Here is a 21,066-nt window from a genome sequence, read left to right as displayed (position 1 = left end):
CCATGAGCACGGATCCCCAGCAGGACTGGCAGCACTGGCACGAGCAGCGCACGGCGGCGGTCTCCTCGTCGTACGGGCCGCTCTCCCTCACCGGCACGTACTGGCTCTCCGACCACCCGGAGGGTCGAATTCCGGCCGTTCCCGGGCGGTGGCTGGACGACGGCGACGAGGTGGTCCTCACGGCCGGCGCCGAGGACGCGGTCACCGTCGACGGCAAGCCGCTGATCGGCAGCGTCCGGCTGACCGCCGACCACGCCCCGATCCACGAGTCCCGCGCGGAGTCCGCCGGCCGGCGGCTCGTCCTCATGCGCCGCGAAGGGCTCTGGGCGGTACGGGACTTCGACCCCGAGTCGGCGGCGCGCCGCGCCTTCCGGGGCATCGAGGCCACACCGTACGACGAGCGCTGGGTGGTGCCCGGCACCTTCCGGGCGTACGAGGAGTCCCGCAACGTCCGGGTCGGGAACGCCGACGGGAAGGAACGGGGACTCGGTCTCACCGGCGAGCTCTCCTTCGAGCTCCGTGGCGTCGAGCACACGCTCCAGGTCGCCGTGGAGGACGACGGCACGCTCTGGGCGGTCTTCGCCGACGCCACCAGCGGCCGTGACAGCTACCGGTTCCGCTTCCTGCGTCCGCCCGCGCCCGCCGCGGACGGCTCGGTGACGGTCGACTTCAACCGCGCGCTGCTGCCGCCGTGCGCTTTCGCGGACCACTTCATCTGCCCCTTCCCGCCCCCGGGGAACACCCTCGACACCGGGGTGCCGGCCGGGGAGCGGCGGCTCATCGAAGCCTGACCCGGACTCCTTCTCATAGGGGGCACAGGGGGGCACAGGGGCACACGGGCGCGTCCGGCGGTGGTGGTGCGGCCGCCGGAGCCTTTCACGCACGGGCGGCCCCGTGCCCCGTCTCGCGGATCCCCTACTACAACCTCCTTGTGGCGGGCGGTAGTTGAGCGTCGTACGGCCGAAAGGCGCCCTTGCGGCGCCCGGTCGGGCGGCCGAGACTCGCCCACAGCGCCGGCCCCTGGCCGCGCCTCACGGGTCCGACCCCCCACGGCGGACCCCCGATTCCCCTCTGGAGGAACGAGAAGTGAGGACCAAGCGCACCACCCCCCCGAGATCCGTCCGTCTGCTCGCCGTCGCCACCGGACTCGCCGCCGCGGCCGCCGTCGCCATCCCCACCGCGAGCGCCGACACCGCCCAGACCTTCAGCGCGTCGCAGCTCTCCGCCGCGGGCGACGCCGTGCTGGCCGCCGACGTGGCGGGCACCGCCTGGCACGTGGACCAGGCCACCGGCACCCTCGTCGTCACCGCCGACTCCACCGTGTCGAAGGCCGAGATAGCCGAGATCAAGCGCCAGGCCGGCGCCAACGCCGGGGCGATCCGTATCGAGCGGACCCCCGGAAAGTTCAACAAGCTGATCTCCGGCGGCGACGCGATCTACGCGTCCAGCTGGCGCTGCTCCCTGGGCTTCAACGTCCGTGACAGCGCGGGCAACTACTACTTCCTGACCGCCGGGCACTGCACCGACGGCGCGGGCACCTGGTACTCCAACTCCGGCCGCACGACCGTCCTCGGCTCCACCTCGGGATCCAGCTTCCCGACCAACGACTACGGCATCGTCCGGTACACCAACAGCAGCGTCACCAAGTCCGGCACGGTCGGCAGCGTGGACATCACCAGCGCCGCCAACGCCACGGTCGGCATGTCCGTGACCCGCCGGGGTTCCACCACCGGCACCCACAGCGGCTCCGTCACCGGCCTCAACGCCACCGTCAACTACGGTGGCGGAGACATCGTCTACGGCATGATCCGCACCAACGTCTGCGCCGAGCCCGGCGACTCCGGCGGCCCGCTCTACTCCGGCAGCCGCGCCATCGGCCTCACCTCGGGCGGCAGCGGCAACTGCTCCTCGGGCGGCACGACCTTCTTCCAGCCGGTCACCGAGGCGCTGAACGCGTACGGGGTCAACGTGTTCTAGGCCGAAACGCCCTAGGCGGAGACCCGCTCTCCGTAGCACCATGATCCCATCGGGCGTCGGGCCCCGGCCGTGTGACGGCCGGGGCCCGACGCAGGGACTCGTGGTGGGGGAGAGCGCGTGACCGTCCAGCCCGGTGGGCCGATACCCGGCGACGCCCAGCGCAGGGTCCGGCGCAGCCGCCTGCTCTTCACGGCACCGATCGTGCTGCTCTGCCTGCTCACCGCCGTCCTGGGCTGGGAGATCGTCCGTGCCAACATGACCGAGGAGGCCAGGACCGACTGGCCGTGGCGGCTGCAGCTCCTGGACATGGAGCCGCTCGGCAGCCTCCTCGCCGTCGCGGCGGCCGCCGTCCTCGCGCGGGCCCAGTACGCCCGTACCGTACGGCCCTACCTGGGCTGGCGGAGCGACTGGACGAAGGGCACGCTGCGCGGGAACGCCGCCGAGTGGCGGACCGGCGTTTACAACGGCGGCCAGTACACGGCGGTGGTCGAGAAGTACGAGTGCAGAGTCGTGCTCGCGGGGGAGACCGACCCCGCCTCGACCCCGTGGACGGACGTTCCGGGGGCGGTGGCGACCCTGACGGCGGCCGGTCTCGTCGCCGGCGAGGACTTCCAGATCCCCACCTTCGGGACGTTCCCTCTGGTGGGCACCGGGACGTACGAGACCGTTCTGATGGGCGCGTTCTCCCGCCGCTTCGTCGACGAGGTCGATGCCCTCCACATGCGCATGCGGGTCGTGGACACGGTCGGCGACAGCCATGAGCGGATCATGAACTGCCTCAAGGGCGCCCGTTCCGCCGGCTATCTGCCGCCGCCCTCCTGAGCCCGGATCCACCCGAGCACGGCCGGCAGCGCGTACTGGGCGGCGAAGTGACCGGCGTCCGGCTCCAGGACGAGCGTGGCTCCGGGGATCCGTCCGGCCAGCCAGCGGGTGTGGTCGGGCGGGGAGAAGGCGTCGTCGAGTCCGTGCCAGAGCAGGGCCGGGACGGCGACGGCGGAGACGTCGAAACCCCAGGGGCGGGCGAAGGCGAGGCAGTCGTCGGTCCAGCCGTGGTGCGAGGCGCCGAGGGCCTCGCGGTAGGTGCGCAGCAGCACGGCGCGTACGGCGGGATCGGAGACGATCGGCAGGTCGTGGTCGGAGAGTTCGGCCCGCAGATCCTCGATCAGGCGCTCGGGGTCGCGCCGGATGTCCGCCGCCCGGGCGGCGAGGTCCGCGTCGAGCAGCTCGGGCGACTCGGTCGCCAGGCCGTACTCACGGACGTTGAACGGGGTCATGCCGGCGAACCAGTCGAGCCCCGCCGCGTCCGGGGGCGCGATGCCCACCAGCGCCGCGACGGCCCGGACCCGGTCGGGCAGCAGGGCCGCGCAGGCGAGCGCGTGCGGCCCGCCGCCGGACCGCCCGACCACGGCGAACCGCCCCACCTCCAGCGCGTCGGCGACGGCCGCCGCGTCCCGGGCCGCGTCGGCGACCCGCCGGCCGGGGAGCCGGTCCGAACCTCCGTACCCGGGACGGTCGTAGGCGAAGAACCGGAAGTCGGGATGGCGGTCGGCGAGATCGGGCAGCGCGGTGCCGAGCCGGCTGCCGGGTGTGCCGTGCAGGAGCAGTACGGGAGTCCCCGAGGGGTTTCCCCATTCTTCGGCCAGCAGCAGGCGGCCGTCGTCGGTGCGCACATGCTTTCCCATGGCCGGACAGCCTAGGGCGTGCTGCGGGCGCCGCCGTAGGGCTCAGAGGGCGCGGGCGAACTCCAGCCGGTCGGCGAAGTTCACGTACCCGGCCCGCTCGAAGGCCTTGGCCATCGCCACGTTCGCGGCGTCGCAGTCCCCGCGGATCTCCCTGGCGCCGGCGGCGACCAGAACCCGCGTGCCGCGGATCACGACGGAGGTGGCGTACCCCTTGCCGCGGTGCGCGGGGGCGACGCCGACGAAGCCGATCACCGGAAAGCCGGGGTTCTCGGCCGGCAGGCTGATCACGGCGACGGTGCCGTCGGCGTCGTAACCGAGCTCCCACCACTCGGGCTCGTGCTTCAGCCCGGCCGTCTCCTCGAAGAGCAGCTCGGCGGCGCGCCGCGCGCCGTGCTGTCGTACGTCGGCGGCGAGCCGGGCGTCCGCGGTGTCCGCGAGCAGCTCGGCGAGGACGGCGACGAAGGGCTCGGGGCCGAGATCGGCGAGCGAGCGGAAGGTCAGGCGGGGGTCGTCGGCGGGCAGCTCGCCGGTCGCGCCGGTCTCGCCGGAAGCGGCAGGGGTCCGGAAGCCGAACCGCCTTCCGTCGCGGGCCACTTCGAAGCCGGAGTCGCGCAACAGCTCGCCCCGGCGCTCCGGGTTCCGCTGGAACTGCGGTGCCTGGGCGGGGGAGTCGACGACGTGCTCCAGCTCCTTCGCGCCCAGCTCCCCGGCCTTCGCGGCCGCCGCGTCGAGCAGCGCGGACGCGGTCTCGGGAGAGTGCTCCGGAGCCTCGAACAGCACGACGGCGAGCGGGACTTCGTGGCCCGGCAGGGTCCACAGCACCACGCTGCCGGTGAGCCGTCCGTCGTCCTCCGCGGCGACCAGGCACCACTCGGGCCGGGTGCACGCGCTGTCGAGGAGCTGCGTGAGGTAGGCGCGGGTGGCGGCGTTGCGCTCGGGGTCACCGGGGTGCTCGACGAGGGCGGGAAGTTCATCGGGGCGGGCAGGGCGAACGAGAGTCACGGAGAGCCTTGTCGGTTCGGGGAGCGGTCGGCGGTGCCCCGCGAACGTAGCGGTCCACCGGTCGGTGGGCCAGGGCTTTTCCGGTGTGGACCGGGTCGGTTCAGGCGGCGGCGCCGCCCGCGGCGCCGAGTTCCTCGGGGGTCGGCTCGGTTCCCGGCCTGCGCTTCAGCGAGGACATCACCAGCGTGATCGCGCTGCCGACGACCGCCCAGGCGGAGAGCACCAGGAGCGAGACGGTGACGTCGTTGCCCTTGAAGTACGCGATCGAGCGCGCCACCCAGGTGCCGGCCCCCGGCGGCAGGGCGGGGCCGATGGCCTTCCAGAACGGTGGCAGCATCGGCAGCGGGAAGGCGCCTCCGGCGCTCGGGTTGCCCGCGACCACGATCAGCAGGATCGCGAGACCGACGCCGACGATGCCGAAGAGCGACTGCAGGGCGAGCGTGGCGGCGCCGACCGCGAAGACGACGAGGGCGCCCAGGCCCCACAGGGCCGCGATGCTGCCCGGCAGGGCGCCCAGGATCGGGCCGACGATGATCGCGCCGCCCAGGCCGCCGAGGATCGCGTAGAGCGCGAGGGTCCCGAGCCGGATGAGGGCGCGCTGGAGGTTCGCGGGCCGTGCGCCCGCGCTGATGGCGAGGACCGCGGCGCAGATGTAGCCGCCGACGCACCAGCCGACGACGAGGTAGAAGGCGGAGAGGCCGTCGAAGTCCTCCGGGGAGGCGGGGGCGACGTCGACGGTTCGGACGGTGCGCTGGTTGAGCCCCTCGATCCGGGTGAAGAGCGACTCCAGGGCGGAGGCGAGCACCGTGCCGCCGCCGGAGGCGACGAGCAGGGTGTCGGTGTTCCTGGCCGGGTTCACCAGGAGGGCGCCGTCGATCTCCCGGTTCAGGATCTGATCCCGGGCCTCGGCCTCGTCCGTGACGGTCCGGGGGTCGAGCGGTTCGCCGGGGAGCTTCTCCAGCTGCCCCACGAGCTGGGCGGCGACCTGTGGGGGCGCGACCACGCCGAAGGGGACGTCCTTCGGCTTCGGGTCGTGGAGCGCCCCTACGTACGAGGCGATGAAGAGCAGCTGGAGGGCGAAGACGCCGATGACGAGCAGGGCGGTTCGGGGCGTGACGGCACTCTTCAGTTCATCGACGAAGCTCATGCCCCCACGCTCGGGGGAGAGGGGTGTTTGTGCAGGTGGGACGGGGCTGAACGGATGAGGTGCGCGGCGTATCGTACGGACGTTCGAAATGGTCTATGGTGAGGAAGAGGGGGTGGGAACGTACGTGCGAATTGATGCGGGAGGTGTGCATGCCGGGGTTCACGCATCTGCACACCGCATCGGGCTTCTCCCTGCGGTACGGCGCGTCGCACCCTGAGCGGCTGGCGGAGCGGGCGGCGGAGCGGGGTATGGACGCGCTCGCTCTCACGGACCGCGACACGGTCGCGGGCGTGATCCGCTTCGCGAAGGCCTGCGAGGCGGCGGGTGTGCGTCCGCTCTTCGGCGTGGACCTGTCGATCGCCCCGCCCGCGACGCCCGAGGCGGGCCGCGGCGGCGCGGGTCGGCGTGTGTACGCCGTGAACGGTTTCGGGCGGGGGGCGTCGGGAGCGGCTGGCACGGAGCCGGGCGCCGTGCCCTCGGCCGGTCCGTCCCTGCCGGGGGCCGTGCCCTCAGCCGGGTCGTCCCTGCCGGGGGCGGGGCCGGGCTCCGCCCATGCCGTCGCCACCGATCCGGGCCTCCCGGGCGCCGTGCCGCCCGGCGCGGGCGCCACCCACCCGGCCGGGTCGCCCCTGCCCGCCGACGTTCCCGTCCCACCCGACGCCGCGCCCGGACCGGCGTCCGGTTCCGGTGCCGCGCGCGGATCGACGGTCGGCTCCGGTACGGCGCCCGAGCCTGCGGCCGGACCGGCGTCCGGGCCTGCGCCCGGCTCCGGTGCCGCGCATGGGCCGACGTCCGGCTCCGGGCCTGCGTCCGGGGCTGCGCGCGGTCTCGGTGTCGCGTCTGGACCGGCGGCCGCTTCCGGTGCCGCGCGCGGATCGGCGGTCGGCTCTGGTACGGCGCCCGAGTCTGCGGGCGGATCGGTGTCCGGGCCTGCGGTCGGCTCCGGAGTCGCGCCCCGCTCCGGTGCCGCGCCTGGGCCGGCGTCCGGCTCCGGGCCTGCGTCCGGGGCTGCGCGGGGCCTCGGTGTCGCGTCTGGACCGGCGGCCGCTTCCGGTGCCGCGCGCGGATCGACGGTCGGCTCCGGTACGGCGCCCGAGCCTGCGGGCGGATCGGTGTCCGGGCCTGCGGTCGGCTCCGGAGTCGCGCCCGGCTCCGGTGCCGCGCCTGGACCTGCGTCCGGCTCCGGGCCTGCGTCCGGGCTTGCGTCCGGTGCTGCGCGCGGTCTCGGTGCCGCGCCTGGTTCGGCGGTCCGTTCCGGTACTGCCGAGGCTGGCTTTGGTGTCGCGCCTGGGCCCGTGTCCGGCTCCGGGTTCGCGGCCGGGCTTGCGTCCGGTGCTGCGCGCGGCCTCGGTGCCGCGCCCGGACCGGCGTCCGGTTTCGGTGGCGCCCCCGGATCGGCGTCCGGTTTCGGCGTCGCGCCCCGACCGGCGGGCCGTTCCGGTGGCGCGGCCGGGGCGGTGTCCCGGCCTGCGGCCGCGGTCGGGCGTTCCGGAGGGCCGGGCGGGGGGTGGCCCGGGCGGGGGGAGGTTTCTGCGCGGCGCGTGCCCGTGCGGGGTGGGGCCTTCGTCGACGAGTCCGCCTCGCGGGCTGTTTTTCTCGCCCGGTCCCGCGCCGGCTGGGCCGCGATCTGCCGGATGGTCAGCGCCGCGCACGCCCGAGAGGCCGGCGGGCCCCTGCTGGCCTGGGACGACAATCACGGCGACGACCTCGTCGTCCTGCTCGGTCCCGCCTCCGACGTCGGGCAGGCGCTCGCCGCCGGGCGCCCGGACCGGGCCGCCCGGCTCCTCGTGCCCTGGCGCGAGCGGTACGGCGACGCCCTCCGTCTGGAGGCCGTCCATCACGGCCGTGCCGGCACCGGGCCCGGCTCGCTGCGGCTCGCCGCCCGTACCGTCGGCTTCGCCGCCGAGCACGGTGTCCGCCCCGTCCTCGGCAACGCCGTCCGCTACGCCGACGCCGGTCAGGGCCCCGTCGCCGACGTCCTCGACTCCGCCCGCCGCCTCGTCCCCGTCGACCCCCGCAAGGAGCTCGACAGCGGCGAGGCCTGGCTCAAGGGCGGCGACGCCATGCTGGCCGCCGCCGAGCGGATCGTCGAGGCCGCGGGCTTCCGCCGGGACACCGCGTACCGGCTGCTCGACCGGACCCAGGCGGTCGCCGCCGACTGCCTGGTCGATCCCCAGGACGACCTCGGCATGGGCTCCGCCCACTTCCCCGAGCCGTCCCTCGTCGGCGCCGAACGCCGCACCGCCCAGCGCGTGCTGGCTTCCCGGGCCGCCGCGGGCATGGTGCTGCGCGGGTACGAACGGCGCCGCGACTACTGGGACCGGATGCACCGCGAGCTCGACATCATCGCCCATCACCACTTCGCCACCTACTTCCTGACGGTCGCTCAGGTCGTCGACGACGTGAAGAGGATGGGGATCCGGGTCGCCGCCCGGGGCTCCGGCGCCGGCTCCCTCGTCAACCACCTCCTCGGCATCGCCCACGCCGACCCCGTCGAGCACGGCCTGTTCATGGAGCGCTTCCTCTCCAAGAACCGCACCGCGCTGCCCGACATCGACATCGACGTGGAGTCCGCCCGCCGCCTGGAGGTCTACCGCGCGATCATCGACCGTTTCGGCACCGATCGGGTCGCCACCGTCTCCATGCCCGAGACCTACCGCGTCCGCCACGCCGTACGGGACGTCGGTGCCGCCCTGTCCATGGACCCGGCCGAGATCGACCGGATCGCCAAGGCGTTCCCGCACATCCGCGCCCGGGACGCCCGCGCCGCCCTCGACGAACTGCCCGAGCTGCGCGAACTGGCCAGGGAGAAGGAGAAGTTCGGACGGCTCTGGGGGCTGGTCGAGGCCCTCGACGGCCTGCCCCGCGGGATCGCCATGCACCCGTGCGGGGTCCTGCTCTCGGACGCCTCGCTGCTCACCCGTACCCCCGTCGTGCCCACCAGCGGCGAGGGGTTCCCCATGTCCCAGTTCGACAAGGAGGACGTGGAGGACCTCGGGCTGCTCAAGCTCGACGTCCTCGGGGTGCGGATGCAGTCCGCCATGGCGCACGCCGTCGCCGAGGTGGAGCGGGCCACCGGCACCCGGCCGGACATCGACGCGATCCCGCCCGCCGACCCCGCGACGTACCGGCTCATCCAGTCCACCGAGACCCTCGGCTGCTTCCAGATCGAGTCGCCCGGCCAGCGTGATCTGGTCGGCCGGCTCCAGCCCAGCACCTTCCACGACCTCGTCGTCGACATCTCGCTCTTCCGGCCGGGACCGGTCGCCGCCGACATGGTCCGCCCGTTCATCGAGGCCCGCCACGGCCGGGCACCCGTCCGCTACCCGCACCCGGATCTGGAGGACGCGCTGAAAGAGACGTACGGCGTCGTCGTCTTCCACGAGCAGATCATCGAGATCGTACGGATCATGACCGGCTGCGGCCGGGGCGAGGCGGACCAGGCGCGGCGCGGGCTCTCGCACCCCGAGGCGCAGGGCCGGATCAAGGTCTGGTTCGCGCAGCGGGCGGAGGAGCGCGGGTACGGCCCCGAGGTCGTCGCCCGCACCTGGGAGATCGTGGAGGCCTTCGGCTCGTACGGCTTCTGCAAGGCGCACGCCGTCGCCTTCGCCGTACCCACGTACCAGTCGGCCTGGCTCAAGGCGCACCACCCGGCGGCCTTCTACGCCGGGCTGCTCACCCACGACCCGGGGATGTACCCCAAGCGGCTGCTGCTCGCGGACGCCCGGCGGCGCGGCGTCCCGGTGCTGCCGCTGGACGTGAACCGGTCCGCGGCCGCCCATCGAATCGAACTGGTGTCCGGTACGCCGGAGCGGTGGGGGCTGCGGCTCGCCCTCGCGGACGTCCACGGCATCAGCGAGACCGAGGGCGCGCGGATCGAGGCCGGACAGCCCTACGCCTCACTGCTCGACTTCTGGGAGCGGGCCCGTCCCCGCAAACCGGTGGCCGAACGGCTCGCCCAGGTCGGCGCGTTGGACGCCTTCGGCGCCAACCGCCGCGATCTGCTGCTGCATGTGACAGAGCTCCACCGCACCCAGCGCGGAGCCGCCTCCTACGGCGGCCAACTCCCGCTCGCCCAGGGCCGGAAGACCGCACCCATCGGCCTGCCCGACCTCGACGAGTCGGAGCGGCTCAGTGCCGAACTCGGCGTCCTCGGCATGGACGCCTCGCGCCACCTCATGGCCGACCACCACGCCTTCCTGCGCGAACTCGGCGTGGTCTCCGCCAAGCGGCTGCGCGAGGCCCGGCACGGAGAGACGGTCCTGGTCGCGGGTGCCAAGGCGGCCACCCAGACCCCGCCGATCCGCTCCGGCAAGCGGGTCATCTTCTCCACGCTCGACGACGGAACCGGCCTGGTCGACCTCGCCTTCTTCGACGACTCCCACGAGGCCTGCGCCCACACCGTCTTCCACTCCTGGCTGCTGCTCGTCCGGGGCGTGGTGCAGCGGCGCGGCCCCCGCAGCCTCAGCGTGGTCGGTTCCGCGGCCTGGAACCTCGCCGAGCTGGTGGAGGTGCGTGCCTCCGGCGGTCTGGAGGCGGTGGCGGGGCGGCTCGCCGAGCAGCCGGTACAGCCCGTACAGCCCGAACAGCCCGAACGTGCCGGTGAGGCCGGCGAACGCACGGGCGGGACCTACGGCGGACGCCGGATCACGATGGAGACCGGATACGAGATGAACCCCTGGGCGGACCTGAAACCGGCCGGTGAAGGGGTTCCCAGCGGAAGGAAGCTGTGGCACCAGAGTCCGGGGAGCGCGGGATGATCCTCTGTGTACGGTTCGGGCTCGAGGCCCAGGGTGAGGCGATGCTTCCCCGACTGGTCGGGCTGGTCCGCGAGTTCACCCCGGTCGTCGAGGCCTGCCCGCCCGACACCCTGCTCGCCGACGTCCGTGGCGCGCTGCGCTACTTCGGCTGGACCCCGACGGAACTCGCCTCGGTGGTACGGGTCAGAGCGCTCGCCCTGTACGGCGTGGACTGCGTCATCGGGGTCGGGCCCAACCCGATGCTGGCCCGGATGGCGGCCCGCGAGGCGCGCCCCGGTGTCACCCGGGTCGTCGAGGATCCGGCCGTCTTCCTGCGGGACCGCCCGGTCGCCGTGCTCGACGGGGTCGGCCGCACCACCGCCCGTACCCTCTGCTCGTACGGACTCGACTCCGTCGGCCGGGTCGCGGACGCACCGCTCGCCGTGCTCCAGCGGCTCGTCGGCGTGAAGGCCGGACGTGAACTCGCCGAGCGGGCCCGGGGGATCGACAGGTCCGTGGTCGTACCGAACGCGGCCTCCCGCTCGCTCGCGGCCGAACGCTCCTTCCCGCACGACGAGCTGGACCCGACGGCCCAGCGCAGGGCGCTGCTCTCCCTCGCCGAGGAGCTGGGTGCCAGGATGCGCTCGGAGCGGCAGGTGTGCCGTTCCCTGACGGTGACCGTGCGGTACGCGGACCGGTCCACCACCACCCGTACGCGCACGTTGCCGGAACCGACCGCGCACTCGGCGGCGCTGGCGGCCCTCGTGTACACGATCCACGGCTCCTTCGGGCTCCAGCGGGCCCGGGTGCGGGGGATCGCGCTGCGCGCGGAGGGGCTGGCGCCCGCGGAGGGGGCCGCCCGGCAGCTGACCTTCGACCCGGCGGACGAGAAGGCGCGGCGGCTGGAGGCGGTGGCGGACCGGGCACGGGCGAAGTTCGGGCCCCGGGCGATCGTGCCGGGCTCGCTCGCGGCCTGACGCCCGGTCCGTACGTCCGGTCCGCGCGCCCGGTCCGCGCGTCCGGAGGGTCTTCGCGGCGTACGCGTACTCCGTATTGACGAGAAGTCACTTTTTACCGACGCGTAACTTCCCAGCCGAGGCTACCCGTGCGTAGCTTGGCTGGAAGCAGAGCATCCCCACTTGTGGTCCGGGCCGCAGGGCTTACTGCCATCGTTCGTCACAGATTTCCCTTGAGCCGCAAGGAGATCGCACGATGCTGCCCTGGAAACACGTGCTCAGAGCCCTCTCGGTCCTGCTGCTGACCGCCGCCGCGACCCTCGCCCCCACCGCCGCCTCGGCCCAGGCATCCACCACCTCCAGCAGGGGCTGGAACGACTTCTCCTGCAAGCCCTCGGCCGCCCACCCGCGCCCGGTCGTGCTGGTCCACGGCACGTTCGGGAACTCCATCGACAACTGGCTGGCCCTCGCGCCGTACCTCGTCAACCGAGGCTACTGCGTCTACTCGCTCGACTACGGCCAGCTGCCGAACGTGCCCTTCTTCCACGGCCTCGGCCCCATCGACAAGTCCGCCGAACAGCTCGACGCCTACGTCGACAAGGTCCTCGCGGCGACCGGCGCCGCCGAGGCCGACCTCGTCGGACACTCGCAGGGCGGCATGATGCCGCGGTACTACCTGAAGTTCCTCGGCGGGGCCGAGAAGGTCAACGCGCTCGTCGGGATCGCCCCCGACAACCACGGCACGACCCTCCTCGGCCTCACCAAGCTCCTGCCGTACTTCCCCGGTGTCGAGGACTTCGTCACCGAGAAGACCCCGGGCCTCGCCGACCAGATCGCCGGCTCCCCGTTCATCACCAAGCTCAACGCGGGCGGGGACACGGTTCCGGGCGTCACCTACACCGTCATCGCGACCAAGTACGACGAGGTCGTCACCCCGTACCGCTCGGGATTCCTCGACGGTCCGAACGTCACCAACGTCGTCATCCAGGACAAGTGCGCGCTCGACCTCTCGGAGCACGTGGCGATCGGGACGGTGGACCGGGTCACGTTCCACGAGGTCGAGAACGCCCTCGACCCGGCCCACGCGACCCCGACCACCTGCCTGTCCGTGATCGGCTAGCGACGAACGGCGCGGCGGCGCGTCGCACCGAAGAGCACGGCCGCGCCGATCGCCAGGACGGCGGCGCCACCCATCGCCAGGTACGGCGTGGTGGCGTCGCCCCCGGTCTCCGCGAGGCGCTCGCCCGATTCGGGACCCGCGGCGGCGGGCTGGTTGGGCGCGGCCGGCGCGGAGGTGGCCGGCGCGGAGGTCGCGGGCGCCGCGGCCGTCTCCTTCGCTCCGGTCTCGGCCTTGTCGTCGCCGTGGCCGCCGTGCTCGACGGAGGACTGGTCCTTCCCGGCCTCGAACTCCTCGTCGGTCGGCGCGGTCGCCGCCGGCGCGGTCGTACCGCCGTTGTCCTTCCCGAACACGACGTCCGAGCAGGTGTAGAACGCCTCGGGGGAGTCGGAGCGCTGCCAGACCGAGTAGATCAGGTGGCGGCCGGACTTGTTCGGGATCGTGCCGTCGAAGACGTAGTCGCCGTTCTCCATCCGCGGGTCGGTGACCGTCGCGAACGGCTTCGCCTCCAGGTCCGACCACTTCAGGGGCTTCGAGGGGTCGTAGCCGTCCTTCGTCACGTACAGCTCGAAGGAACCCCGGTGCGGGGCGGTCCCCTTGTAGCGGAAGGTGTGCTTCCCGGAGGCGAGGGTGCTGGCCGGCCAGTCGGCACGGGCCAGGTCGAGACCGCGGTACTTGTCGTTGCCGGCGCTGCACAGCTTGCCGTCCGGGATGAGCTCGCGGTGCTTCCCGGCGGCGTTGGCGATGTTCACCGCGTTCCAGTCGTAGAACGCCTGCGTCCCGCTCGCCGCGACGGCCGCCTTGCACGCCGCCGACTTCGGGCTCTCCGGCCCCTCCGCGTAACAGGCGGACACCCGGCTCACGGGGTCCGTCATGGACCCGTGCGCGAAGACCGGCCCGGCGGCGAGCCCCGACAGGGCAAGCGCGGCGGTGACGGTCACGGCCGAGGCGGCGGTACGGCGAGAGGTCATGGGGGGACAGCTCCTTCACGAGGGGTGGGGCGTGGGGGGACGCTCAGAAAGCTAGCCGCCGGAAACCTCGAGAAAGGCCGTGGAGAGCGGGAGACGACGATCCTTAGGACGCCTTTAAGGCGGGGGTAAGAGCGGGCTCAGGAAGTGCCCGGTGCCAGCCACGGATCGCTGGTCGGGACAGCCCTTCCGTCCGTGAGTGTCCGTCCACATCCATCCCGTGTCGTCTCTGTGGGCTCCCTGCGTGGCTCTCAGGGGGAGCCACGCAGGGCGGCAGCGGCCGTACCTGAAGGAGCGATCATTGTCAGTGCGTTGATCTGCGGTGTCGCCATGGCTCCTTCTGAGATCACCTGAGCGGGCATCCTGCAGGCGATTGCAGAGCATGACCGGGTTGGGTCGGACGCATTCTGGGACACCTACGGGTACCGCTCTGCGGTCGCTTATGTCCTTACGCACGAGGGTCGACAGTACGACTCCAAGGCCATAGCGGGCGTGGCCCACGAGTTCGACTTCGGGACCGCGCTCAAGCCCTCGGAGTTCAGCGGTGGCGCCAAGGCCTCGGTGGCTTGGCCGAGGCGTGAGGGCTTCACGGTGGGCGAGCCGCCGAAGTCGTTCCGTCGGCGAGTGGGGGACGTGCGACAGGGGCGTAGCAGGCTGGTGCCGCTCTTCAGCGCCCCGCCCTTGTCCTTTGGTCGCTTGCCCGGGTCGTCACGGGGGCGCCCCGCATGCAGCCCGCCTGGCCGACCATTCGCGATGCAATAGCGCCGTTGCTGGAGAAGTACGCGCACGTCGAAGATGGTGCAGATGCGGCACGGTACCCCTTCTGGGCCCTTGTGCGGGACGACCTTTGGATCGTGGAACACAGCGACGAGCTGGCACTCACCAGCATGGGCCGGCGGCCGACGGTGGAGTCCTTGAACCGCGCCGATCCTGAAGGTGGACTCCCGAGGGAGGACTACGCACTCCTGCGCTCACACCCCGAAGCAGCCGCGGAGGCTGCAGCTGGACTTCTTCAGCGCTACTTCTACCCGCTTCCTGAGGGCCTGCTGGAGGACTTTGGCCTCCACGACCTGCTCGCCGACAGGTGGGCGGACGCCCTGCGCCCGCTGCTTGGCGAGGCCTTCAAAGACAGGGATGCCGTCCGGCGCTCCTACGGAGGCCAGAAGATGGCAGGCATCGGCTGCCTGAGCGACGGCATCCTGAGCGTCTTTGCCGACGACAATGGGCCTTATGCCGACGGTCGCATCCCGGAGACGAACTGGATTGCGTACGTCGGCGATGGTCTCTCAGGAGACCAGAAGATCGTCGATGGTAACGAACTCATGGCTGCCTACCAGGCCGATGGTCGCCGCTCCGCTACTGGTACAAGCCGTATGGGGGGGCAGCTCAGCTTCGAAACTTGGGCCGTCATCGCGCAGCGCAGGCGGCGGTGGGGGATCGGCGAGGACCGCAAGTGGCGCCGCGAAATTTCTCTGAGTGCTTGCCCCGTGCCTTCTCCGGAGCGTGATACGTGGCCCGTTGATGTTCACGAAGCGCTAGAGGCACACAGGAACATCCTGTACGACGACACAGGCGACTACCCGTCCGGGCGATGTCGATCCGGAGGTTCGCGACACCTCGGAGAGCGACGAGGACGCGTACAGGCGCCTGGCTGCAAGAGCGGAATCGAACGCCGAGCGCCGCGGCCAGCCGAAAAAGCCCACGCAGGCCGACCGATACGTCCGAGATTCCAGCGCGCGAGCCGGGGTCACAAGGCGCAGCAAGGGCAACCGTGAGAACCCTGAATGCGATGGTCACCCAAAGGAACGGACCACGGCCGGCCTGCCGATCTTGCAGGTCGACCGCGTCCACGACCTGGGCAAGGATGGACCTGACGACCCTTGGAACATGATCGCGCTCGGTCCCAACTGCCGCGCCTTGAAGACCTACGGGTAGAACAGGGAACGGCTCCGACGCTCTCTGAAGGCTGTTGCCAGGCGCCTACACGAGAATGCTCGGCTACGCACCAGCCGCCGGGCTGCTCGGAATTGCAGTCTGAGGTGATTCAGGCCGGATGTGAGGAGCCCTACCACCGGTAGGAGCTGGGGCGGGCCCCGCTTGTTCTGCACATTGCCCACTGTAACTAGAACTGACTATCTGTCAGATTGGATTGTGGGGATGACGGTTCGCTCGCCTGAGTTCTGGGTTCCAGCCGTCATGATTGGTCGTTGCTGGTTAACAGCGCCCCCCTTGCGCGGCCCGGCCCGACGGTATGCCCCTGCTGAACACCGGGCAACGAGCCTCACCCACGCACGCCATATCTGCACGGGCTACCTCGGCGCTAGACCCAGAGCAGGCCTCGAAATGCCCGCCAGAGAGCTCCCCACAATGCGAGGCTGCATGAACCTGAGTTCCCATCAGGCGTCATCACGACCCGAGCAGTCGGAGGGCGCCGCAAGGTTCCCAAAGGGGCACACAGCGGTGGCCGACGGCGATCGATCTAGCCCCACTCGCGCCTCGTCGTTCTCAAGCGCGGCTTGGGCTGCGGAGTCTCTTTGAGATGCAGTTACGCCGTCTGAGGCGCAACATGACAAGTGGGGGTTCCGAAAACGACGTAGCCAAGAGACCTCGGCAAATAGGGTCGGCAAGACGCGCCGGGGTCTACTACGTCGATCGTATTGGCAAACCATGTCTGAAGGAGACGATCATGCCAAACGACGTCATCGGACGGCCTCACCCCATCGGCCGGCCGCCTCGGCCCGCAGACCCCGGGGACTACATCCCGTACATGCCTCCGTGGGACTTCGTCCCGCAACCCCAGCCTTGGTGCGACAAGTTGCCCTGGATCATTCGCGCGACCACGCGAGAACTGGAACTCCTTAAGGGGGCCTCTGAGGAGGTTCGGAAGAAGCACTTCGAGAAGACCCTCAACGGGCTCAAGGAAGATGGGGTGCTCGAAGAGGGTGAGGTGGAAGCGCTGATCGGCGCGGCCACCGGAGCCCGAGCGGTCATTCCGTCAGCCGTCACCCCGGACGGGGCCCCCTCGCTGTGCGGCATGATCGGCGCTAACATCACTCCCGGCCTCGCGAGAAGTAGTCGGGACCTTGGCATGGCCGCCGGCGCGGCAGTTGGTGCAGCCGCGGGGGCGGCAGTCGGAGGAGTTGGTGGCGCGATCGCGGGCGCAGCACTGGGAGCATTGGCCGCAGGCGCGCTGATGCAGCAATGATCAATGCGAACTCGGTGACCAACTAGTCTTCAACTAGATGGCGTCGGGCTGCCGTCCTTCGCGGAGCAGCCCGACGCCTCGGGTGGTGGGCTGAGGCCCGTGCTACTTGAACGGCTCTACGGCTCGCCCAGGGCGCGCGATGTCCTCCATATCTGAGACGACCACGTCTGCGCCGGCGGAGCCAAGGGCTGCCTGTTGCCTGACCTATTGGCGAATCCGACCGCCCTCGCGTCTGAGCTGGTGCGTGGGCTCAAGGGGGCCTGTGACCAGTGTTTCCGTGCTGCGGCACAGGAGTGCGGTACTTACGGCGGGGGTAAGAGCGGGCTCAGGAAGTGCCCGGGGTCGTGTGTCGTGGGGGGGTGTGGTGCGCCTCAGCGGGCGGAGGCCGCCGGTCCGCCCGCTGAGGCGTTCATCCCGTTCGAGGGTGCGTCACGCCGGTTCGACGGGCAGCCACAGCTCGCAGGTCGCGGTGGTGAAGTCGTCCGAGCGTTCCAGGGTGGCGACGATCGAGGGGCCCGGGCGCAGCCGCCACGGGTTGGAGGGGAACCAGTCGGTCGCGGTCGCCGCCCAGGTCGTCTGCAGGGCCTGCGGATGCGGTCCGCTGGTACGGAAGACCGCCCACATCCCGTCCGGCACCTCGATGGCGTCGAGGTCGGCCGGGGCCGGGGTGTTCCGGTCCACCGCGACCCCGTGCAGGTACGTCAGTTCGCTGCCCTCCCTCGCGTCGGGGTCGAGCCCGTCGCTGATCTGCAGCAGGCCTCCCGGTTCGGTGTCGCCGAGGGCCTTGAGACGCAGGTGTTCCTCCTGGGGCAGAGCGGCGATGTGCTCCTGGATGTGCGGGTTGACACCCTCGTGGATGAGCGGGACCCGAGTGGCGTGTCCGACGAGGCGGAACGCGGGTCGGTTGACGAGGCGGGTGTCCATGGGGACGCTCCCTTCGACGGTCAGGCGGAACCTGAGCTGCGGTTGTGTGCGCAAGGGGCCTCCGTCGCGGCGTACATCACCGGGTCCGGCGCCGTGGACCGCCCGGAACGCACGTCCGAACGCTTCACTCGAGCCGTATCCGTGCCGGACCGCGATGCTCAGCAGATCCCCCTCGCCACGGACGACGTCGGCGGCGGCGACGGTCATGCGCCGCCGCCGCACGTACTCCGACAGCGGCATACCGGCCAGCGACGAGAACATCCGGCGCAGGTGGTACTCGGTCGTACCGAGCGAACCCGCCAGCGCCTGGACGTCAGGCTCCTCCGCGAGGTGCTCCTCGACGAGGTCGACGAGCTGGTTGAGTGCCGAGATCACAAGGCCTCCTTTCGACTCCCACCCTGGCAAGACCCGTACCGGCCCCGCCCGACAGATCCGGACCGATCCGATCATGCGGCCCGAGGCGGTGTCGCGCGCGCTCGCCGTCGAACTAGCATCCGGATCATGAGTGCAGCCGTCCTCACCGTCGTCCTGGCCTTCGCCGGATACCTCGTCACGTACCTCAACGGGCTCCGACTCGCCCAGCGGCAGGAGCGGCTCGCCCGGGTCAACCGGCAACTCGCCGACTTCTACGGTCCGTTGTACGCACTCACCAGTACCAACTCGCGCATGTTCGAGGAGTTCCTTGCCCTGCACGCCCGGCCCGGCGGAGTCTCGCCCTTCCGGGACACGACGCCGCCCACGGAGGAGGAGCTGACCGCGTGGCGACTCTGGGCCGGCACGGTCTTCCTGCCCAACATCCGCGCCATGCGCGATGTCGTCGTCCGCCACGTCGACCTGCTCGACGAGCCGGGCATGCCGCCCGTCCTCCTGGACCTGTACGCGCACGTCGCCGGCTTCGAGATCACCGCCGCCCGCTGGGAGCGGGACGACTTCACCGACCACCTCTCCGTGGTCGTGTTCCCCGCCGGGGCGATACACGCGTATGCCCGCGACGGCTTCGCCCGGCTCCAGGCGGAGCAGGGCCGACTGCTCGGCAGGCACCGTGAACGCCGTCAGCCCAGGCGGCGGTAGCGGCGTTCCGGGCGGCCCGTGCCGCCGTAGCGGAGGGTGATCTCCGCGCGGCCCGTCTCCGCGAAGTACTCCAGGTAGCGGCGCGCGCTCACCCGGGACAGGGAGCCCGCCTCCGCGCACTCCGTCGCCGACAGGCCCTCCGGATGGGCCCGCAGGATGCCGTCCACCAGCTCGGCGGTGTGGGCGGCGAGGCCCTTCGGAAGTTCGCGCGAGCCCGGCGGGCGGGTGCCGAAGATCTGGTCCACGTCCTCCTGGCGCGCCTCGTCCAGCTCGTCCAGCCGGCTCCGCAGCGAGGCCACGTGCCGCAGCTGCTCCTGGAGCGCCGACTGGTTGAACGGCTTGATCAGATAGTGCAGCGCCCCCGCGCGCAGCGCCGAGCGGATCATGCCCGCGTCCCGCGCCGCCGTGATGAACAGGGCGTCGACCGCGAGACCCGCCCCGCGCAGCTCGCGCAGGACCGAGACGCCGTCCATGTCGGGCAGGTAGATGTCGAGCAGGACGAGATCCGGGCGCAGCCGGTCGGCGAGGCGCAGCGCCTCACCGCCGCTGTGTGCGACCCCGACGACGGAGAAACCGTCCACGGCCGACACATAACGGCTGTGCAGCTTCGCGACCATGAAGTCGTCGTCCACCACCAGCACCTTCGTCACGCCGACACGCTAGGTCGCGACCACAAGGACCACAACGTCCGTTGGTTGCGGAAGAGAGACAGGTTCTTAACGCGCGGGCAACATGTGGGCCACTTCACATACCTATCGAGAGGCGGCACACGTGCGTCTGCGCACCCCCCTCGCCCTGCTCGGGGCCGCGCTGCTGGTGTTGGTGGGGCCGCCCCTGCTCGCCACCGGCAGCGGCTCCGACACGGGCACCCGGATCCCGGGCCTGCGCTTCATGGTTCCCAACACGCCCGGCGGCGGATACGACATCACCGCCCGCACGGCGGCCAAGAACGCCGAGGACGCCGGTCTCACCACCGGCATCGAGGTCTTCAACCTGCCCGGCGCCGGCGGCACCGTCGGCCTCACGCGGCTCGTCGGCGAGCACGGCAACGGCAGGCTCGCCATGTCCATGGGCCTCGGCGTCGTCGGCGCCGTCCACACCAACAAGACCCCGAAGACCCTCGCCGACACCACCCCGATCGCCCGGCTCACCATGGAGCAGGACATCGTCGTGGTCGGCAAGAACTCCCCGTACAGGACCATCCAGGACCTGCTCACGGCCTGGAGGAAGGACCCCGGCAAGCTGCCCGTCGGCGGTGGCTCCGCGCCCGGCGGGCCCGACCACCTCGCCCCGATGCTGATGGCCAGGGCCGCGGGCATCGCCCCGAAGAGCGTCAACTACATCCCCTTCGACGGCGGCGGCGAGCTCCTCGCCTCCATCCTCGGCAACAAGGTCGCCTTCGGCGTCTCGGGCGTCGGCGAGTACCTCGACCAGATCGAGTCCGGCGAGCTGCGGCTCCTCGCCGTCACCGGCGCGGAGCGGGTCCCCGGCCTGGACGCCCCCACGCTGCGCGAGGCCGGGCTCGACACCGAGTTCATCAACTGGCGCGGCATCGTCGCCCCGCCCGGCCTCTCCGACGCCGAGCGCGACAAGCTCGTCGGCCTGGCGACCGAGCTGCGCGACTCCCCGCAGTGGCGGGAGTCGCTGAGGAAGAACGGGTGGAACGACGCCTTCCTGCCCGGGGAGGAGTTCGGCACCTTCCTCACCGAGCAGAACGCGCAGGTCGCGTCGGTACTGAAGGAGCTGGGACTGTGACGACGACGACCACCACCGGCAGACGAGCCTCCTCCTGGCTGCGCGAGCACTCCGAACTCGGCGTCAGCGTTCTCCTCTTCCTCATCGGCGTCCTCGTCCTCACCGACGCCCTCACGATGACCGTCGACATCGCCCAGCGCGGGCCCGTCGGCCCGAAGACCGTCCCCGTCGTCGTCGGCACCGGCCTGCTCGTCGTCGCCGTCCTCCTCGCGATCGACGTCCTGCGCGGCGGCCGCGGCGAGTCCGAGGGCGGGGAGGACGTCGACCTCTCCGAGCCCGCCGACCGGCGCACGGTCCTGCTCCTCGCCGGGGTCTTCCTCGCCTTCGCCGTCCTCATCGGCCCCGTCGGCTTCCCCGTCGCCGGAGCCCTGCTCTTCTGGGGCGCCGCCTACGCGCTCGGCAGCCGCCACCTCCACCGCGACCCGCTGATCGCCGCCGGGCTCTCCCTCCTCACCTACGTCGTCTTCAACAACCTGCTCGGAGTTCCGCTGCCCGGCGGCCCGCTGATGGGAGTGCTCTGACC

General features: G+C 71.7%; 17 protein-coding genes and 1 pseudogene. 12 read left to right on the top strand and 6 right to left on the bottom strand.

Annotated elements, in window-relative coordinates:
- Positions 1-2: 2 nt before the first annotated feature.
- The 3 genes from ACFVGW_RS32080 to ACFVGW_RS32070 all read left to right on the top strand — a co-directional run bounded on the left by ACFVGW_RS32080 (position 3) and on the right by ACFVGW_RS32070 (position 2,799).
- Positions 3-791, top strand: coding sequence for a DUF1684 domain-containing protein (locus tag ACFVGW_RS32080; protein WP_385854408.1), 789 nt, complete (start codon positions 3-5; stop codon positions 789-791).
- Positions 792-1,086: 295 nt separating this feature from the next.
- The gene (locus tag ACFVGW_RS32075) at positions 1,087-1,977 is read left to right on the top strand and encodes a S1 family peptidase (protein ID WP_385854407.1); all 891 of its coding nucleotides are present in this window, start codon (positions 1,087-1,089) and stop codon (positions 1,975-1,977) included.
- 117 nt (positions 1,978-2,094) lie between these two features.
- Positions 2,095-2,799 (top strand): hypothetical protein, encoded by a 705-nt coding sequence (locus ACFVGW_RS32070; RefSeq protein ID WP_385854406.1) that lies wholly within the window; start codon positions 2,095-2,097, stop codon positions 2,797-2,799.
- Here ACFVGW_RS32070 and ACFVGW_RS32065 read toward each other — a convergent pair.
- The 3 genes from ACFVGW_RS32065 to ACFVGW_RS32055 all read right to left on the bottom strand — a co-directional run bounded on the left by ACFVGW_RS32065 (position 2,778) and on the right by ACFVGW_RS32055 (position 5,808).
- Positions 2,778-3,659 (bottom strand): alpha/beta fold hydrolase, encoded by an 882-nt coding sequence (locus ACFVGW_RS32065; RefSeq protein WP_385854405.1) that lies wholly within the window; start codon positions 3,657-3,659, stop codon positions 2,778-2,780. The genes ACFVGW_RS32070 and ACFVGW_RS32065 overlap by 22 nt on opposite strands.
- A 42-nt stretch (positions 3,660-3,701) precedes the next feature.
- Entirely contained in the window at positions 3,702-4,661 is a 960-nt protein-coding gene (locus tag ACFVGW_RS32060; RefSeq protein ID WP_385854404.1) for a GNAT family N-acetyltransferase, read from the bottom strand.
- A gap of 100 nt (positions 4,662-4,761) precedes the next feature.
- Positions 4,762-5,808 (bottom strand): DUF3533 domain-containing protein, encoded by a 1,047-nt coding sequence (locus ACFVGW_RS32055; protein WP_385854403.1) that lies wholly within the window; start codon positions 5,806-5,808, stop codon positions 4,762-4,764.
- Positions 5,809-5,957: 149 nt separating this feature from the next.
- Here ACFVGW_RS32055 and ACFVGW_RS32050 point away from each other — a divergent pair.
- The 4 genes and pseudogenes from ACFVGW_RS32050 to ACFVGW_RS32035 all read left to right on the top strand — a co-directional run.
- A pseudogene (locus tag ACFVGW_RS32050) lies at positions 5,958-6,206 on the top strand (PHP domain-containing protein); the annotation flags it as partial.
- 897 nt (positions 6,207-7,103) lie between these two features.
- Positions 7,104-10,568 (top strand): DNA polymerase III subunit alpha, encoded by a 3,465-nt coding sequence (locus ACFVGW_RS32045; RefSeq protein WP_385854448.1) that lies wholly within the window; start codon positions 7,104-7,106, stop codon positions 10,566-10,568.
- A complete protein-coding gene (locus ACFVGW_RS32040) occupies positions 10,565-11,524 on the top strand; it encodes a hypothetical protein (RefSeq protein ID WP_385854402.1) in 960 nt (319 codons plus the stop codon). Before ACFVGW_RS32045 ends, ACFVGW_RS32040 begins: the two co-directional genes overlap by 4 nt.
- 235 nt (positions 11,525-11,759) lie before the next feature.
- A complete protein-coding gene (locus ACFVGW_RS32035; RefSeq protein ID WP_385854401.1) occupies positions 11,760-12,623 on the top strand; it encodes an esterase/lipase family protein in 864 nt (287 codons plus the stop codon).
- Here ACFVGW_RS32035 and ACFVGW_RS32030 read toward each other — a convergent pair.
- On the bottom strand, positions 12,620-13,591 hold the full coding sequence (locus tag ACFVGW_RS32030) for a lytic polysaccharide monooxygenase (RefSeq protein WP_385854400.1): 972 nt from the start codon (positions 13,589-13,591) through the stop codon (positions 12,620-12,622). The two genes, ACFVGW_RS32035 and ACFVGW_RS32030, sit on opposite strands and share 4 nt — an antisense overlap.
- A 764-nt stretch (positions 13,592-14,355) precedes the next feature.
- Here ACFVGW_RS32030 and ACFVGW_RS32025 point away from each other — a divergent pair.
- Positions 14,356-15,363 carry a hypothetical protein gene (locus tag ACFVGW_RS32025; RefSeq protein ID WP_385854399.1) on the top strand — a complete coding sequence of 336 codons (1,008 nt, stop codon included), beginning with the start codon at positions 14,356-14,358 and terminating at the stop codon, positions 15,361-15,363.
- A gap of 911 nt (positions 15,364-16,274) precedes the next feature.
- A complete protein-coding gene (locus ACFVGW_RS32020) occupies positions 16,275-16,793 on the top strand; it encodes a hypothetical protein (protein ID WP_385854398.1) in 519 nt (172 codons plus the stop codon).
- A gap of 429 nt (positions 16,794-17,222) precedes the next feature.
- Here the strand turns inward: ACFVGW_RS32020 and ACFVGW_RS32015 are convergent, their stop codons facing one another.
- Positions 17,223-18,092 (bottom strand): GyrI-like domain-containing protein, encoded by an 870-nt coding sequence (locus tag ACFVGW_RS32015; RefSeq protein ID WP_385854397.1) that lies wholly within the window; start codon positions 18,090-18,092, stop codon positions 17,223-17,225.
- A gap of 126 nt (positions 18,093-18,218) precedes the next feature.
- Here ACFVGW_RS32015 and ACFVGW_RS32010 point away from each other — a divergent pair, with 126 nt between their 5' ends.
- Positions 18,219-18,788, top strand: a complete 570-nt coding sequence (locus ACFVGW_RS32010) for a hypothetical protein (RefSeq protein WP_385854396.1) — start codon at positions 18,219-18,221, stop codon at positions 18,786-18,788.
- Here ACFVGW_RS32010 and ACFVGW_RS32005 read toward each other — a convergent pair.
- Positions 18,770-19,438, bottom strand: a complete 669-nt coding sequence (locus ACFVGW_RS32005; protein WP_352189929.1) for a response regulator — start codon at positions 19,436-19,438, stop codon at positions 18,770-18,772. The genes ACFVGW_RS32010 and ACFVGW_RS32005 overlap by 19 nt on opposite strands.
- Before the next feature lie 121 nt (positions 19,439-19,559).
- Between ACFVGW_RS32005 and ACFVGW_RS32000 the strand changes: the two genes are divergently transcribed.
- Positions 19,560-20,543: a Bug family tripartite tricarboxylate transporter substrate binding protein gene (locus tag ACFVGW_RS32000; protein ID WP_383226268.1), complete on the top strand. Its 984-nt coding sequence runs from the start codon at positions 19,560-19,562 to the stop codon at positions 20,541-20,543.
- Positions 20,540-21,064, top strand: coding sequence for a tripartite tricarboxylate transporter TctB family protein (locus ACFVGW_RS31995; RefSeq protein WP_385854395.1), 525 nt, complete (start codon positions 20,540-20,542; stop codon positions 21,062-21,064). Before ACFVGW_RS32000 ends, ACFVGW_RS31995 begins: the two co-directional genes overlap by 4 nt.
- Positions 21,065-21,066 lie beyond the last annotated feature (2 nt).

This window comes from Streptomyces sp. NPDC127129 (assembly GCF_042671585.1).
In the GTDB taxonomy this organism is placed as follows: domain Bacteria; phylum Actinomycetota; class Actinomycetes; order Streptomycetales; family Streptomycetaceae; genus Streptomyces.
This window is presented reverse-complemented; position numbering and strand designations above follow the sequence as displayed.

Coding starts and splice junctions, on each gene's coding strand:
- ACFVGW_RS32080 (WP_385854408.1), top strand. CDS start 3: ATGAGCACGGATCCCCAGCAGGACTGGCAGCACTGGCACGAGCAGCGC.
- ACFVGW_RS32065 (WP_385854405.1), bottom strand. CDS start 3,659: ATGGGAAAGCATGTGCGCACCGACGACGGCCGCCTGCTGCTGGCCGAA.
- ACFVGW_RS32055 (WP_385854403.1), bottom strand. CDS start 5,808: ATGAGCTTCGTCGATGAACTGAAGAGTGCCGTCACGCCCCGAACCGCC.
- ACFVGW_RS32040 (WP_385854402.1), top strand. CDS start 10,565: ATGATCCTCTGTGTACGGTTCGGGCTCGAGGCCCAGGGTGAGGCGATG.
- ACFVGW_RS32035 (WP_385854401.1), top strand. CDS start 11,760: ATGCTGCCCTGGAAACACGTGCTCAGAGCCCTCTCGGTCCTGCTGCTG.
- ACFVGW_RS32030 (WP_385854400.1), bottom strand. CDS start 13,591: ATGACCTCTCGCCGTACCGCCGCCTCGGCCGTGACCGTCACCGCCGCG.
- ACFVGW_RS32020 (WP_385854398.1), top strand. CDS start 16,275: ATGCCAAACGACGTCATCGGACGGCCTCACCCCATCGGCCGGCCGCCT.
- ACFVGW_RS32010 (WP_385854396.1), top strand. CDS start 18,219: ATGAGTGCAGCCGTCCTCACCGTCGTCCTGGCCTTCGCCGGATACCTC.